This is a genomic window from Streptomyces sp. NPDC090442 (assembly GCF_044769405.1).
GTDB lineage: Bacteria > Actinomycetota > Actinomycetes > Streptomycetales > Streptomycetaceae > Streptomyces.
This window is the reverse complement of the sequence record NZ_JBIVXW010000090.1, coordinates 18,910-33,300: the sequence shown is the minus strand read 5'-3', so window position 1 is coordinate 33,300 and position 14,391 is coordinate 18,910. Positions and strand designations below refer to the sequence as shown.

Sequence of the window (14,391 nt, the reverse complement as noted above, 5' to 3'; positions counted from 1 at the left end):
AAGGCCGCCGCGTCGTCTACTTCGTCGACGACCCCGAAACCGTCGCCGTGATGCGCACCCTCGTCACCCAACTCGCCGCCCGCAACGCACCCCCGGCACCGGCACCGCTGCGCCGCCTGGGCGGCTGAGGCCCCAGCCGGTGCCCGGCGCCCCGTCAGGTCGCGTCGGCGTCGAACGGCGGGCGCTCTGCTGAGGGGCCGTCGGCCGTGGGCCGCTTGTGGAGGTCGACCGGGGTCCGCGGCTCCTGGGGCGCCGGCGTCTCCCGCCCCGGGTCCAGTGCGTCCCGGATCTCGCCGATGCCGTCGCGGATCTCTTCGATGCCCAGGTCGTCGTTGCCGAGCAACTGTTTGCGGACGAAGGTCCGCGGGTGCAGGTCCTCGAACTCGAAGTCCTTGAAATCCGGGCCGAGTTCGGCACGCACGTCCGCCTTCGCCTGTTCGGAGAAGTCCCGCACCTTGCGCAGCAGGGCGGTGGCGCTGCGGACGAACTCCGGCAGCTTGTCCGGCCCGAAGAGCAGCACCGCGAGCACCGCGATGACGAGGAGGTCGGGGGTACTGATACCGAAGAACATCCCGCCGCTCCCCATGGGTCGTCGGTGCACCGTCGCGCCACCGTAGGCGCCACCGTGGACATTTTAGAGATTGCGCAATCATGGAACCAAGCCAGGGCTCCGCGCGTTTTCCAGGGCGACGGCACAGACGGGTTTTTCAGGACTGCTGGAGGGTTTTTCATGGGTGTGACCCTGGCCAAGGGCGGCAATGTCTCGCTCAGCAAGGAGGCCCCGGGCCTCAGCTCGGTGACGATCGGCCTGGGATGGGCCGTGCGCACCACCACCGGCGCCGACTACGACCTGGACGCCTCGGCCCTGCTGTGCGCGCAGTCCGGAAAGGTCGTCTCCGACCAGCACTTCGTCTTCTTCAACAACCTCACCAGCCCCGACGGTTCCGTGGTCCACTCCGGCGACAACCTCACGGGCGGCAGTCACGGCGACGACGAGCAGATCCAGGTCGATCTCACCGGCGTCCCGCCCCAGGTCACCAAGGTCGTCTTCCCGGTCTCCATCTACGAGGCGGAGCAGCGCGGCCAGAGCTTCGGCCAGGTCCGCAACGCCTTCATCCGGGTGGTCAACCAGGCCGACGGCCGGGAGATCGCCCGTTACGACCTCACCGAGGACGCCTCCACCGAGACCGCCATGGTCTTCGGCGAGCTCTACCGCCACGGCACGGAGTGGAAGTTCCGCGCCATAGGCCAGGGTTACGCCTCCGGGCTGCGCGGCATCGCCCAGGACTTCGGGGTCAACGTAGGCTGAGCGGCGCAGCGGCCGACGGGCCGGGAGGGCGCCCTTCCGGCATCGGGACGGCGCGCGCCGGAGGGAGCGGAGCATGGCTGGATCCCGGATGCGGTGGCGGTGGTTGGCCCTTCCGGGCGCCGCACTGGCCCTCTGGGTGGTGGCGCACACGGGTCACACCCCCGCTCCGGACGCCGCACCGCGCCCCTCCGCCAGTCCGGACGGCGCCCCGTCCGCGTCGCCCGATGACGACGCCACGACCGCGCGGCCCGACGGGGCGTACGAACCGGTCGACTGCGCCGCCGCGGTGCGCAAGTACGCGGCGGCGGCCGGCGTCCACCCCCAGCTCCTCATGACGATCCTCCACAACGAGGCGTACAAACCGCACGATCCGGCGTTGGAGCGGGCCTGGCAGCGCTACAAGCCCGATGCCGCGTTCGGCGTCGCCAACATGCACCGGGCCGCCTTCGACGAGGTCAAGCGCGGCCGGGACTTCGCCGCCCGGAAATGGGAGGAGCTGCCCGACGACCGCAACCTCGCCGTCGAGGCGGCCGCCTGGTACCTGCACGACCTGGACCGGCAACTGCCCGCGCGCTGGCCCGCCGGGCACTCGCGCGACGAGCTGCTGGCGCTGGGCTACAACGCGGGCGCCGGCAACATGCTCGCCTTCGCCCGCGGCACCGCGCCCGGCGCCCAGGCGCAGTCCTACCTGGACCGACTGCACACGAACTGGGCCGCGGCAAAACGGGACATCGCCCGGTGACACGGCGGTGACGAGACGGACACCCCGCGGCAGAACGGCGACAGGATGGCGTCAGTACCCGGTGCCGATGCCGCTTTGACGACCAATCAGCCGGATACTTCAGGCATTGCGCAAGACAGGGAACCTTGCCGATTTCCTTGGCGTTGTAGCCGACGGACGCCGCAAGCCGGGAACGTTATGGAGGAAAGCTCATGGGCGTGGCCCTGACCAAGGGCGGCAACGTGTCGCTCAGCAAACAGGCCCCAGGTCTGACCGCCGTCAGGGTGGGGCTGGGCTGGCAGGTGGGAGCCGCCTCCGGGGCCGGCCACGACCTGGACGCCAGCGCGCTGCTGTGCGGCGAGTCCGGCAAGGTCCTCTCCGACCAGCACTTCGTCTTCTTCAACAACCTCACCAGTCCCGACGGCGCGGTGCGGCACTCCGGCAGCCGCCCCACCGGCGAGGACAACGAGCAGATCGAGGTGGACCTCGCCACGGTCCCGTCCGCGGTCAGCAAGATCGTCTTCCCGGTCTCGATCTACGAGCCCGAGCAGCGCCGGCAGAATTTCGGCCAGTTGACCAGCGCCTACATCCGCGTGGTCGACCAGACCGGCGGCACCGAGCTGGCCCGCTTCGACCTCGCCGGCCAGGCCGCCACCGAGACCGCGATGGTCTTCGGCGAGCTGTACCGCCACGGCACGGACTGGAAGTTCCGCGCGATCGGCCAGGGTTACGCCTCCGGGCTCGCCGGCATCGCGCAGGACTACGGCGTCGACGTGCTGCGCCCGGAGCCGGCCCCCGCGGCCGCCCCGGCGCCGTCCGCGCCGCCCGCCCCCACAGCGCCCACCGGCCCCTCCACCCCACCAGTGGCCCCCACGGCAGCGGTGGCACCGCTGGCCGCGGCGGCCGCCGCCGGGGTGGAGCCGGCCGGATCGGGCTTCGCCCCCACCACATCACCGCACACGACAGGAAGTTCCGACATGACCTGCTTCTTCGACCCCAGCCACGGCCCCGGGATGACGCCCGTGATGTGGTCCCCGCAGTGGGGTGTGCCGCGCCAGGTCCAGACCTGTGGCGGTTGCGCGCAGCGGGTGCAGACCACCACCCCGCCGTTCTACACCCCGGCCCAGGCCGGCTATCCGCAGCAGGCCCAGGCCGGCTACCCCCAGCAGGCGCAAGGCGGTTACCCGCAGCAGGCGCAGGGTGGTTACCCGCAGCAGGGCTACCCGCAGCATCCCGACCACCAGCAGGGCGGCGGCCGGCGCTTCGGCACCGGCGCGCTGATCGGTGCCGGTGCCGCGGGCCTGGTCGGCGGTGCGCTGCTGAACGAGGCGTTCAGCGACGACGAGCCCGAGGTCGTCGTCAACAACTACTACGAGGGCGACGACTACGAGTGACCCGCCGCCCGGCGTGAACTACCGGTGCCCGGCCGTCCCGTTCGGGGCGGCCGGGCACCGGCGCGCTCCGGCTCACTCGGTCGCGATCCGCACCACCCCGGTGACCGTGCCCTGCCACCACACCCGGCCGGCGGTGGCGTTGCCGGCCATCTGGAGCGTGTCGAAGAGGAAGCCGGTGCCCAGGTGGTGACGGCTCGTCACCCGGCCCGTCCGGGCGTCCACGGCGAGGAAGTCGTAGCGGTCCAGGATGCCGGTCCGCGCCGGGTCGAGGACCCCGGTGCGCTCCACGGTGTAGAGCGTGCCGTCGGCGAGCGACAGCTTGGGCACGGCGGCCGAGCGGATCGGGGTCTCCCAACGGACGCCGCAGCCGCGGCCGTTCCGGTTGACGTCGATCCGGGTGAGGCCCCCGGTGAACGGCGCGCTCGCGGGCCGGGCGGGGCCCGCGCCGTCCGGCACCGCCGGGTACGGATAGCCGTAGGTGCTGGCCACGTAGACGCTGTTACCGGCCCCTATGGGCGAGTTCTCGGTGCCGCTGCCGTTGGGGTCGAGGACCGGTATCCGGCACACCGTGCGGTCGTCCTCGGTGGAGACCACGATCAGGTTCTCCTGAGGGGCGGCGTTGTCGGTGATCGCCAGGTATTCGGAGCCGGTGCGCGGTCCGAAGAACGTCGGGGTCGCGCCCGTTCCGTGGCTGAGCTGCCCCGGCTTGCGGGTCGGCCCGCGGTCGTACGCCCGCCGCCACACCACCCGTGGCGCGCCGTCCGCGCCGGCGCGCAGCAGGTACAGGGCGTGGTCGGTGGCGACCGCGGTGCCCTCGGGCGCGGTGGAGATCGAGTTGGCCACCCCTTCCCCGAGGTCCACCGTCCGCACCGTCTTCGTCGCGGTGTCCACCGTGCCGACGCGGCCGTGCCCGGTGGCGAACCACACCCGCCCCCGCCAGTCCGGGGCGAGCCCGACCACGCCGTCCCCGGCCGACACGGCGGCGGTCAGCGGCGTCCGCTCGACGACCTTCAGCTCCCATTTCCCGCCCACGGTCCGGGCGTGGGCGATCCGCAGCAGGTCGCCGGAACCGTCGACGACCACGAGCCGGTCGCGGTCGTCCAGATAGCTGTAGATGCCGCCCAGGACACCGGACTTGGTCAGCGTCAGCTCGGTCAGCGAGGCGCCCGTCGCCGGGTCGAGCAGGTGGACGTGCGGTGCCCGGTCGAAGATCCCGGTGCAGACGGCCACCGGGAGGCCGTCCGAGCCGGCCAGCACGGTCGGGCAGGCGGCCTGGAGCGCGGTGCGGTGGCTGACGGTCCGGCCGGTCCCCGGGCCGCCGCGGGGCGTGGTGTCGGAGGAGGCGGAGTCGCCGTGCATGGCGCCGGCCCCGCCGGCGGCGAGGTGGGGGTTGGCGGGCGGGGCCGCGGCCCGCGCGGGGCCCGCCGTGCCGAGGACGGCGGTCAGGGCGGCGGCGAGCGCCAGGGCGCGGGCGCGGGTGCTACGAGGGGGCATGGATCGGCTCCAGGATGCGGGAACGGGGCGGGCGCGCACCGGGGTTCGGGCGCGCGGGAGCGCGCAGGCGGGACGGCGCACACGCGGGGCGCCCGGCCGGACGGGGCCGGTATGACGGGCGGGCACGGAATACGCCTCCCTACCGGGGCGGTCGACTGACACTGCCCCGGGGAGGGCGGCGCGGGAAGCTCCCGGTATCCGGGGCGACCGGTCCCGCACGGTGGCGCGGCAGCCGGACGCGGCCTCCCGGCCGTCCCGGGCGGGTGACGCCCGGGAGGCGTGGGGCAGGGTCAGTGGGCCACGGGGCGACACCCCGCGGACGCGAGCCGCATGAGGTCCAGGAACAGGCGCCGGTGGAGCGGGAGTTGACCCATCACGCGCGGAATTGCAGCACGCGCGCCGCGAACCCGCAATCCCCGTCCCACCCTTGGAGACGCCCCGCGCTCCCAGGAGGGGCGCGTCAACCGGATGCCTCCAAGATCCCGCCCTCGGAGGGCAGCGGGCGGCGAGCCGGTGCCGGCGGGGGATTTGGCCCCTACGGTCGGGCCATGGCCGAAAACGTAAGCCCCCCAGCGACCCCTCTGGCGCGTGCCGAGCGCTTCGTCTGGCTGACCGCCCGGGTGCTGGAGCAGCGGCTCTTCGCGTACCACTTCCTCGACGGCGGCGCGGACCCGGTCGAGACCGCGCTCACCGCGTACCGCAACGACGACGACGGCTACGGCCACGCCCTGGAACCCGATCTGCGCGGCCCCGTCAGCCAACCGCTGCACACCGCGCACGCGTTGGAGGTCCTGGACCGCATCGGGCGGTGCGACGGCCGCCGGGTGGAGCGGATCTGCCGCTATCTGACGCGGATCTCGACCCCGGACGGCGCGCTGCCTGCGGTGCACCCCTCGCTGCGCGGCTATCCGGCCGCGCCCTGGATCCCGGTGGTGGACGACCCGCCGAGCTCGCTGCTGGCGACCGGCCCGGTGGTGGGGCGGCTGCACCGCAACCAGGTATGGCACGCCTGGCTGTTCCGGGCCACGGACTACTGCTGGGCGACCGTGGAGTCCCTGGAGAAGACCCATCCCTACGAGGCCATCGCGGCGGTGGCCTTCCTGGACGGCGCCCCGGACCGGCCCCGGGCGGCCGCCGCGGCGCAGCGGCTGGGCCGACTGGTGCGGGATCAGGGCCTGGTGGTGCTGGACCCGGCGCGGGCGGCCGAGGCCCCGGTACCGCAGGGCTACGCCCCGGGGGAGCACCACTTCGCCTACGACTTCGCCGCGGCGCCCCGTTCACTGGCCCGCGGCTGGTTCACCGACCAGGAGATGGACCGGGCCCTCACCCACCTGTCCGCGCTCCAGGGGGAGGACGGCGGCTGGCCCGTCACCTGGCGACTCTGGGCGCCCGGCACGGAGTTGGAGAGCCGCCCGATGGTGACGCTCGACGCGCTGCGCACCCTCCGGGCCTACGGGCGGCCGCTGGGCTGACGCCGGCGGGCGGTCGCCGGCCGGCCCCCGTGGCGGCCGCCCGCGCGGTCATCCACCCAGGGCCCGCACCCCAGCGGTGACGGCCACCGCGACCGCCACGATCGCCAGGAACGGGGCGCGCAGCAGGAGGGCGACGGCCGCGGCGGCGACCCCGGCGGCCTTGGCGTCCAGCACCAGGTGCCGGCCGTCGCTGAAGGTCTGCTGGGCGGTGAGTGCGGCCAGCAGCGCCACCGGGAGCAGCGCGGCCAACCGCCTGACCAGGGGACGTTCCAGGACGCCGGCGGGCGCCGAGAGGCCGAGGAGCTTGACCAGGTAGCAGCCGACGGCGGTGACGCCGATCGCGATCCAGACGGTCATGACCGGCCCTCCCTCGTAGTGCCGTGGTCCGCGCCGGCCCCCTCCCGTGGGGCCGGCACCTCGGTCGACTCCCCCTCGGGCGCGGGCGTGCGTCGCGCCCCTCCCTGGACGGCCAGGACGGCGGGCGCGGCGAGCGCCGCCAGCAACACCGGGACACCGGCCGGCAGCACCGGCAGCGACACCAGGAGCAGCAGGACGGCGAGGCCGGCCGCGCACCGCTCCACCGCCGACCGCAGCATCGGCGCCAGCAGCGCCACGAAGACCGCGGGCGCGGCCGCGTCCAGGCCCCAGGCGGTGGTGTCACCCAGCGCCCGGGCCCCCAGCGCGCCGCCGAGGGTGGTGAGGTTCCACAGGACGTACAGCGACGCCCCGGTGACGGTGAAGCCCAACCGGGCGCTGCGCCGGCCGGGTTGGGCCAGGGTGACGGCGGCGGTCTCGTCGATGACCCAGTGGGCGACCAGCGGCCGGACCGCGCCCCGGTAACCGAGGACGGCGGAGAGCCGCAGCCCGTAGAAGGCGTTGCGGACGCCGAGGAAGAAGGCGCCGGCCGCGGCGGTCAACGGATTGCCGCCCGCGGCGAGCGCGCCCACCAGGGCGAACTGCGAGGCGCCGGTGAAGACCAGGAGGCTCAGGGCGCAGCTCTGCCAGATGCCGAGCCCGGCGCCGGCGGAGGTGACGCCGAAGGCGAAGCCGGAGAGCCCGACCGCGACGCCGACGCCCAACGCGTCCCTGATGACGGCGCGATCGGGCCGCCCAACGGATGTCGCGCGCGACTCGGATATCCCGGTCGGCCCTGCGGGTTCTGGTTGATCTGTCACGCGCCGGACCCTAGGGGCCGGCCGCCCCGCGGTCTTGTACGTTCTTGCGCCCCGCGCCGTCACGTCCCGGTGGCCGCCTCACCGCGCTCCGTTCCCGGCGGTACGCCCCCGGTGGCACCCCGACGATCCGGGTGAAGTGCCGGTTCAGGTGCGGCTGGTCGGTGAAGCCCACCGCCACGGCCGTCTCGGCGGGCGGGGCGCCGGCCTCCAGCAGCCGGCGGGCGCGCCGCACCCGGGCGTCGGTGAGCCAGGCGTGCGGCGGCATGCCGTACGCGGCCCGGAAGGCCCGCAGCAGCGCGAACGGGCCGGTGCCCAACTCGCCGGCGAGCTCCTCCAGGGTGGGCGGGTCGGTCATCCGCTCCTCCAGGACGGCGCGGGCCCGGGCCGCCGTACGGGCGCCCGCCGTGCGCGGCGCCCGGGGCGGCAGCGGGCCGCCGTGGCCGCGCAGCAACCGGGCCACGACGATCCGCAGCAGGCTGTCGGCGGCCAGCGCGTTGCCCGCCTCGGCGGCCCGGTGGACGCCGGCGATCAGCCGACCGACGCCGGGCTCGTCGGCGACGGTCCGGACGAAGCCGGCGGTGCCCCGCAGCCCCGAGGTCTCCCGGGCGATGCCGGTCACCAGCTCCGTCGACGGGTAGAGCGTGGCGTAGGCCCAGCCCTCGGGGGCGCCGGCCCACGCGGTGTGCGGCACCTCGGGGTTGATCATCACGATGCCGCCGCGCCCGGCCCGCACCACGCCGTCCCGGAGACCGACCGCCTCGATCCCGGAGGTGACCGCGCAGATGACGTAGCCGTCGTGGGTGTGGCGGGGGAAGGAGTGGCGCACGTAGCGGGCCCGCAGCAGGTCCAGGCCGGGCAGGTCGGGGCAGCGCCAGTGGCGCGCCCACTCACCGGCGGTCCGCGGCGCCGCCTGCGCCCCGCCCTCGCCGATCACGACCATGGCCACATTGTGGGTCCGCCCGGCCGCCGGGCGGCGGGGCGTTCCGCACCGTGGACGCCCGCGGGCGGGTCCGCGGGATCGGCCCGGCGGCCGCTCCGGATCGGATTGTCAGTGGTCCGGTGCACGATGGGGAACATGACCCAGGCAGCGCTCGCTTCGTTCTCGCCCGCGACCCGCGGTTGGTTCGCCGGGGCGTTCAGCGCGCCCACCGCCGCCCAGGAGGGCGCCTGGCGGGCGATCGGCGAGGGGTCCGACGTCCTGGTGGTCGCGCCGACGGGCTCCGGCAAGACGCTGGCCGCGTTCCTGGCGTCGCTGGACGCGCTGGCCAGCGCGCCGCCGCCGGCCGAGCCGAAGAAGCGCTGCCGGGTGCTGTACGTCTCGCCGCTGAAGGCCCTCGCGGTCGACGTCGAGCGGAATCTGCGCAGCCCGCTGACCGGCATCCGGCAGGAGTCGGTCCGCCTGGGGCTGCCGGAGCCCGACATCCGGGTCGGCATCCGCTCCGGGGACACCCCGGCCGCCGAGCGCCGCGCCCTGGCCAACCGCCCGCCGGACATCCTCATCACCACCCCCGAGTCGCTGTTCCTGATGCTGACGTCCTCGGCCCGGGAGGCGCTGGCCGGCGTCGAGACGGTCATCCTGGACGAGGTGCACGCGGTCGCCGGCACCAAGCGCGGGGCGCACCTGGCGCTCTCCCTGGAGCGGCTCGACGAGCTCTTGGAGCGGCCGGCGCGCCGGATCGGGCTGTCCGCGACGGTCCGCCCGGTGGAGGAGGTGGCCCGCTATCTCTCGCCGCGGCGTCGGGTGGAGATCGTCCAGCCGCCGTCCGGCAAGCGGTTCGACCTCTCCGTGGTCGTCCCGGTCGAGGACATGGGTGAGCTCGGCAGCGCCCCCGTCCAGGAGGGCGAGACGGGCGAGAAGCCGTCCATCTGGCCACAGGTCGAGGAGCGGATCGCCGACCTCGTCCAAGCCCACCGCTCCACCATCGTCTTCGCCAACTCCCGCCGCCTCGCCGAGCGGTTGTGCAACCGCCTCAACGAGATCGCCTACGAGCGCGCGGTCGGCGAGCCGCTGCCCGAGCACCACTCCCCCGCCGAGCTGATGGCCGAGGCCGGCGCCGCCCGGGGCGCGCCCCCGCTGCTGGCCCGGGCCCACCACGGCTCGGTCTCCAAGGAGCAGCGCGCCCTGGTGGAGGAGGACCTCAAGGCCGGCCGGCTGCCGGCCGTGGTCGCCACGTCCAGCCTGGAGTTGGGCATCGACATGGGCGCGGTCGACCTGGTCGTCCAGGTGGAGTCGCCACCGTCGGTGGCCTCCGGCCTCCAACGGGTGGGCCGGGCCGGCCACCAGGTCGGCGCGGTCTCCAAGGGCATCGTCTTCCCCAAGTACCGCGGCGATCTGGTGCAGGCCGCGGTGGTCACCGAGCGGATGCGGTCGGGCGCCATCGAGGCGCTGCGGGTGCCCGCCAATCCGCTGGACGTGCTGGCCCAACAGCTCGTCGCGATGGCCGCGATGGATACCTGGGACGTCGAGGAGCTGCTGGCCCTGGTCCGCCGGGCGGCCCCGTTCGCCGCGCTCCCGGAGTCCGCGTTCACCGCCGTGCTGGACATGCTCGCCGGCCGCTATCCGTCCGACGCCTTCGCGGAGTTGCGCCCGCGCCTGGTCTGGGACCGCGTCGCCCAGACCGTCACCGGCCGCCCCGGCGCCCAGCGACTGGCCGTCACCTCCGGCGGCACGATCCCCGACCGCGGCCTGTTCGGCGTCTTCCTGGCCGGCGAGAGCTCCGCCAAAGGCGGCGGGCGACGGGTGGGCGAGCTCGACGAGGAGATGGTCTACGAGTCCCGCGTCGGCGACGTCTTCACCCTGGGCACGACCTCCTGGCGCATCGAGGACATCACCCGCGACCGGGTGCTGGTCACCCCCGCCCCCGGGGTGCCGGGCCGGCTGCCGTTCTGGAAGGGCGACCAGCTCGGCCGCCCGCTCGAACTGGGCCGCGCGCTGGGCGCGTTCCTCCGGGAGGTCGGCTCGCTCTCCCCCGAGGACGCCCGCGCCCGGCTGGCCGCCGCCGGCCTCGACGACCTGGCGGTCTCCAACGTCCTGTCCTATCTCGCCGAGCAGCGCCAGTCCTGCGGCCACGTCCCGGACGACCGCACCATCGTCGTCGAGCGCTTCCGGGACGAACTGGGCGACTGGCGGGTCGTCATCCACTCCCCGTTCGGTGCCCAGGTGCACGCCCCCTGGGCGCTGGCCCTGGGCGCCCGGCTCACCGAGCGCTACGGCCTGGACGCCCAGGTGATGCACGCCGACGACGGCATCGTGCTGCGGCTGCCGGACGCCGACCTGATGGGCCTGGACCTCCTCGACGGCGACGGCGGCTTCGGCGCCGCGGACCGCGCCGAGTACGACCCCGAGCAGTCCCCGGTGGGCGCCACCGACGTGGTCTTCGACCACGGCGAGGTCGATCAGCTCGTGACGGACCAGGTCGGCGGCTCCGCCCTGTTCGCCGCCCGCTTCCGGGAGTGCGCGGCGCGCGCCCTGCTGCTGCCCCGCCGCAGCCCCGGCAAGCGCACCCCGCTGTGGCAGCAGCGCCAGCGCGCCGCCCAACTCCTCCAGGTGGCGAGCGAGTTCGGCTCGTTCCCGATCGTGTTGGAGGCGGTCCGCGAGTGCCTCCAGGACGTCTTCGACGTCCCGGGCCTGACGGAGCTGATGGCCGACATCGAGGCCCGCCGGGTCCGCCTGGTGGAGGTCACGACGCCCCAGCCGTCCCCGTTCGCCCGCTCGCTGCTCTTCGGGTATGTCGCCCAGTTCCTCTACGAGGGCGACTCCCCGCTGGCCGAGCGCCGCGCCGCCGTGCTGTCCCTGGATTCCCGGCTGCTGGCCGAGCTGTTGGGCCAGGCCGAGCTGCGCGAGCTGCTGGACGCGGAGGTGCTGGCGGAGTTGGAGCGCGAGCTCCAGTGGCGCACCGAGGACCGCCGCGTCAAGGACGCCGAGGGCGTCGCCGACCTGCTGCGGCTGCTGGGGCCGCTGACCGACACCGAGTTGGTCGAGCGCGGCGCCGACCCGGCCTGGCCCGTCGAGCTGGCGGCGGCCCGGCGCGCCATCCGAGTGCGGATCGCCGGCGCCGAGCACTGGGCGGCCGTCGAGGACGCCGGCCGGCTCCGGGACGCCCTGGGCACCGCCCTCCCGGTCGGCGTCCCCGAGTCGTTCACCGAACCGGTCAAGGACCCGCTGGGCGATCTACTGTCCCGCTATGCCCGCACCCACGGCCCGTTCACCTCCGAGCAGGCCGCCGCCCGCTTCGGCCTCGGCACCGCCGTCACCGACGGCGCCCTGCAGCGCCTGACCGCCACCGGCCGCCTCGTCCAGGGCGAGTTCCGCCCACCCGTCGCCCACCCCCCTTCCCCGGAAGCCCAACGCGCTGCCCCCCTCCACGGCATCGGCCAGGAATGGTGCGACGCCCAGGTGCTGCGCCGGCTGCGCCGCCGCTCGCTGGCCGCGCTGCGCGAGGAGTTGGAGCCGGTGCCGCCCGCCGCGCTGGCCGCCTTCCTCCCCCAGTGGCAGCACGTCGGCGCCCCCCGCCCGGCCCCCGCCCCCGGGGCGCCCGCGCCACCCCCCGCCGCGTCGTCCAAGCTGCGCGGCCTCGACGGCCTGGTCCGCGCCGTCGAGCAGCTCCAGGGCGCACCGGTGCCGGCCTCCGCCCTGGAGAAGCTGATCCTGCCGTCCCGGGTCGGCGGCTACACCCCGGCCCTGTTGGACGAACTCACCGCCACCGGTGAGGTGTTGTGGGCCGGCGCCGGCGCGCTGCCCGGCAAGGACGGCTGGCTCTCCCTCCATCTCGCCGACGCCGCGCCCCTGTTGCTGCCGCCCCCGCTCCCCCTGGAGCTGGCCGCGCTGCACGAGTCGGTACTCGCCGCCCTCGCCCCCGGTTACGGCCTGTTCTTCCGCCAGATCGCCGACCAGGTCCGCGCCACCACCCACCCGGACGCCACCGATCCGCAACTCGCCGACGCCGTCTGGGATCTGGCCTGGTCCGGCCGGCTCACCAACGACACCCTCGCCCCGCTGCGCGCCCTGCTGGGCTCCGGCCGCACCGCCGGCTCCACGGCCCACCGCGCCCGCCGCGCCGTCCCCCGAGGCAGATACGGCACGCTGACCGCGGCCGCCCGCCCCACCGCCTCCCGCTCCGGCCCGCCGACGGTCGGCGGCCGCTGGTCCCTGCTCCCCACCCCCGAGCCGGACCCCACCCACCGCGCCCACGCCCTGGCCCGTACGCTCCTGGACCGGCACGGCATCGTCACCCGCGGCGCGGTCGCCGCCGAGGGGGTCGCCGGCGGCTTCTCCGCGGCGTACCGCGTCCTGTCCGTCTTCGAGGAGTCCGGCCAGGCCCGCCGCGGCTATGTCGTCGAGGGCCTGGGCGCGGCCCAGTTCGCGATGGACGGCGCGGTGGACCGGCTGCGGGCGATCAGCGCCCAACGGGAGCGCGGCACCGACGCCCCGTTCCCGGACGGTGCCCCGGGGCAGCCCCGCCGCGGCGGCCCGCGCGCCCTGGTCCTCGCCGCCGCCGACCCCGCCAATGCGTACGGCGCCGCCCTGTCCTGGCCCGAGCCGCCCGAGGGGGCCACCCACAAGCCGGGCCGCAAGGCCGGTTCCCTGGTGGTCCTCGTCGACGGCGAGCTGGCGCTCTATCTGGAGCGCGGCGGCAAGACCCTGCTGTTGTGGCCGCTGAGCCCCGATCCGGCCGAGGCCGCCGCCGACCCCCGCCTGCGGTCCGCCGTCGAGGCCCTCACCGACGCGGCCCGGGCCGGCGCCGTCGGCACCCTCACCACCGAGCGCATCAACGGCACCGCCGCCCTCACCTCCCCCTACGCCCCCGTCCTGGAGGCCGCGGGCTTCCATCCGACGCCCCGGGGGCTGCGACTGCGCGGCTGATCCGGCCGACGGCCGGGGCTGGAAGGGCCGGGCGGGGCCCGCCCTTGAGGGGCGGCGGGCGAGCGACGGGAGGGAGGACCGCCCGGCCAAGCCGCCCGCCGGTGCATGATGGCCCCATGCCCGAAGGCGACACCGTCTTCCGGCTGGCGCACCGTCTCCACCAGGCGCTGGCCGGCAGCCCGCTGACCCGCTGCGACCTGCGCGTCCCCCGCCTCGCAACGGTCGACCTCACCGGCCGCGCGGTGCTGGCCGTGGTGCCCCGCGGCAAGCACCTGCTCACCCGCTTCGAGGGCGGCCTCACCCTCCACTCCCCTCTGCGGATGGACGGCGCCTGGAAGCTCTACGCCCCGACCGAACGCTGGCGCGGCGGCCCAGCCCACCAGATCCGCGCGGTCCTCGGCACCGCCGAGCACACCGCCGTCGGCTACCGCCTCCCCGTCCTGGAACTCCTGCGCACCACCGACGAGTTCCGGGTCGTCGGCCACCTCGGCCCCGACCTGCTCGGCCCGGACTGGGACCCGGCCGAGGCGCTGCGCCGCCTGCTCGCCGCCCCCGACCGCCCGCTCGGCGAGGCCCTGCTCGACCAGCGGAACCTCGCCGGCATCGGCAATGTCTACAAGTCCGAACTGTGCTTCCTGCTCGGCGCCTCCCCTTGGCTCCCGTTCGGCCACCTCACCGCCCCCGAACGCGCCCCGGCCCTCGCCAAGAAGCTCCTGGAGGCCAACAAGCACCGCCCGGCCCGGGTCACCACCCCCAGCGCCCGCGGCGACCGACGCCTGTGGGTCTACGGCCGCGCCGGCCGCCCCTGCCTGCGCTGCGGCACTCCGATCCGCACCGCCGACCAGGGCCCCACGGCCGACGAACGCGTCACCTACTGGTGCCCCACGTGCCAACCGTCATCCCCCACCACCCCATCCCCACCCACACGTTGACACCCCACCAGCCACACCCACCCCACCCCAC

General features: G+C 75.2%; 11 protein-coding genes. 6 read left to right on the top strand and 5 right to left on the bottom strand.

Annotated elements, in window-relative coordinates:
• Positions 1-154: 154 nt before the first annotated feature.
• On the bottom strand, positions 155-571 hold the full coding sequence (locus ACIQU6_RS39095; protein WP_403486508.1) for a sec-independent translocase: 417 nt from the start codon (positions 569-571) through the stop codon (positions 155-157).
• Positions 572-730: 159 nt separating this feature from the next.
• On the opposite strand from ACIQU6_RS39095, the gene ACIQU6_RS39090 reads away from it, so the two are divergent.
• The 3 genes from ACIQU6_RS39090 to ACIQU6_RS39080 all read left to right on the top strand — a co-directional run bounded on the left by ACIQU6_RS39090 (position 731) and on the right by ACIQU6_RS39080 (position 3,424).
• Positions 731-1,309, top strand: coding sequence for a TerD family protein (locus ACIQU6_RS39090; RefSeq protein ID WP_403486507.1), 579 nt, complete (start codon positions 731-733; stop codon positions 1,307-1,309).
• 73 nt (positions 1,310-1,382) lie between these two features.
• Positions 1,383-2,051 carry a lytic transglycosylase domain-containing protein gene (locus tag ACIQU6_RS39085; protein WP_403486506.1) on the top strand — a complete coding sequence of 223 codons (669 nt, stop codon included), beginning with the start codon at positions 1,383-1,385 and terminating at the stop codon, positions 2,049-2,051.
• 191 nt (positions 2,052-2,242) lie between these two features.
• Positions 2,243-3,424, top strand: coding sequence for a TerD family protein (locus ACIQU6_RS39080; protein ID WP_403486505.1), 1,182 nt, complete (start codon positions 2,243-2,245; stop codon positions 3,422-3,424).
• 72 nt (positions 3,425-3,496) lie between these two features.
• Here the strand turns inward: ACIQU6_RS39080 and ACIQU6_RS39075 are convergent, their stop codons facing one another.
• Positions 3,497-4,918: a hypothetical protein gene (locus ACIQU6_RS39075; RefSeq protein ID WP_403486504.1), complete on the bottom strand. Its 1,422-nt coding sequence runs from the start codon at positions 4,916-4,918 to the stop codon at positions 3,497-3,499.
• 548 nt (positions 4,919-5,466) lie between these two features.
• Between ACIQU6_RS39075 and ACIQU6_RS39070 the strand changes: the two genes are divergently transcribed.
• On the top strand, positions 5,467-6,390 hold the full coding sequence (locus ACIQU6_RS39070; RefSeq protein ID WP_403486503.1) for a hypothetical protein: 924 nt from the start codon (positions 5,467-5,469) through the stop codon (positions 6,388-6,390).
• A 48-nt stretch (positions 6,391-6,438) separates the two neighbouring features.
• Here ACIQU6_RS39070 and ACIQU6_RS39065 read toward each other — a convergent pair whose 3' ends face one another.
• From ACIQU6_RS39065 to ACIQU6_RS39055, 3 genes are read right to left on the bottom strand one after another with little or no spacing between them, the layout of a single operon-like run.
• Complete coding sequence (locus ACIQU6_RS39065) at positions 6,439-6,747, bottom strand: AzlD domain-containing protein (protein WP_403486502.1); 309 nt, start codon at positions 6,745-6,747, stop codon at positions 6,439-6,441.
• Positions 6,744-7,565 (bottom strand): AzlC family ABC transporter permease, encoded by an 822-nt coding sequence (locus ACIQU6_RS39060; RefSeq protein ID WP_403486501.1) that lies wholly within the window; start codon positions 7,563-7,565, stop codon positions 6,744-6,746. The genes ACIQU6_RS39065 and ACIQU6_RS39060 overlap by 4 nt, the downstream gene beginning before the upstream one ends.
• A gap of 10 nt (positions 7,566-7,575) precedes the next feature.
• The gene (locus tag ACIQU6_RS39055) at positions 7,576-8,505 is read right to left on the bottom strand and encodes an AraC family transcriptional regulator (protein ID WP_403486500.1); all 930 of its coding nucleotides are present in this window, start codon (positions 8,503-8,505) and stop codon (positions 7,576-7,578) included.
• 135 nt (positions 8,506-8,640) lie between these two features.
• Here ACIQU6_RS39055 and ACIQU6_RS39050 point away from each other — a divergent pair, with 135 nt between their 5' ends.
• Positions 8,641-13,428, top strand: coding sequence for an ATP-dependent helicase (locus ACIQU6_RS39050; protein WP_403486499.1), 4,788 nt, complete (start codon positions 8,641-8,643; stop codon positions 13,426-13,428).
• Between the two features lie 116 nt (positions 13,429-13,544).
• The gene (locus ACIQU6_RS39045) at positions 13,545-14,360 is read left to right on the top strand and encodes an Fpg/Nei family DNA glycosylase (protein WP_403486498.1); all 816 of its coding nucleotides are present in this window, start codon (positions 13,545-13,547) and stop codon (positions 14,358-14,360) included.
• Positions 14,361-14,391 lie beyond the last annotated feature (31 nt).

What these genes read in the sequence shown, in the direction of transcription:
- ACIQU6_RS39080 (WP_403486505.1), top strand. Translation starts at nt 2,243, where the DNA reads ATGGGCGTGGCCCTGACCAAGGGCGGCAACGTGTCGCTCAGCAAACAG.
- ACIQU6_RS39085 (WP_403486506.1), top strand. Translation starts at nt 1,383, where the DNA reads ATGGCTGGATCCCGGATGCGGTGGCGGTGGTTGGCCCTTCCGGGCGCC.
- ACIQU6_RS39065 (WP_403486502.1), bottom strand. Translation starts at nt 6,747, where the DNA reads ATGACCGTCTGGATCGCGATCGGCGTCACCGCCGTCGGCTGCTACCTG.
- ACIQU6_RS39070 (WP_403486503.1), top strand. Translation starts at nt 5,467, where the DNA reads ATGGCCGAAAACGTAAGCCCCCCAGCGACCCCTCTGGCGCGTGCCGAG.
- ACIQU6_RS39045 (WP_403486498.1), top strand. Translation starts at nt 13,545, where the DNA reads ATGCCCGAAGGCGACACCGTCTTCCGGCTGGCGCACCGTCTCCACCAG.
- ACIQU6_RS39075 (WP_403486504.1), bottom strand. Translation starts at nt 4,918, where the DNA reads ATGCCCCCTCGTAGCACCCGCGCCCGCGCCCTGGCGCTCGCCGCCGCC.
- ACIQU6_RS39090 (WP_403486507.1), top strand. Translation starts at nt 731, where the DNA reads ATGGGTGTGACCCTGGCCAAGGGCGGCAATGTCTCGCTCAGCAAGGAG.
- ACIQU6_RS39050 (WP_403486499.1), top strand. Translation starts at nt 8,641, where the DNA reads ATGACCCAGGCAGCGCTCGCTTCGTTCTCGCCCGCGACCCGCGGTTGG.
- ACIQU6_RS39055 (WP_403486500.1), bottom strand. Translation starts at nt 8,505, where the DNA reads ATGGTCGTGATCGGCGAGGGCGGGGCGCAGGCGGCGCCGCGGACCGCC.
- ACIQU6_RS39095 (WP_403486508.1), bottom strand. Translation starts at nt 571, where the DNA reads ATGTTCTTCGGTATCAGTACCCCCGACCTCCTCGTCATCGCGGTGCTC.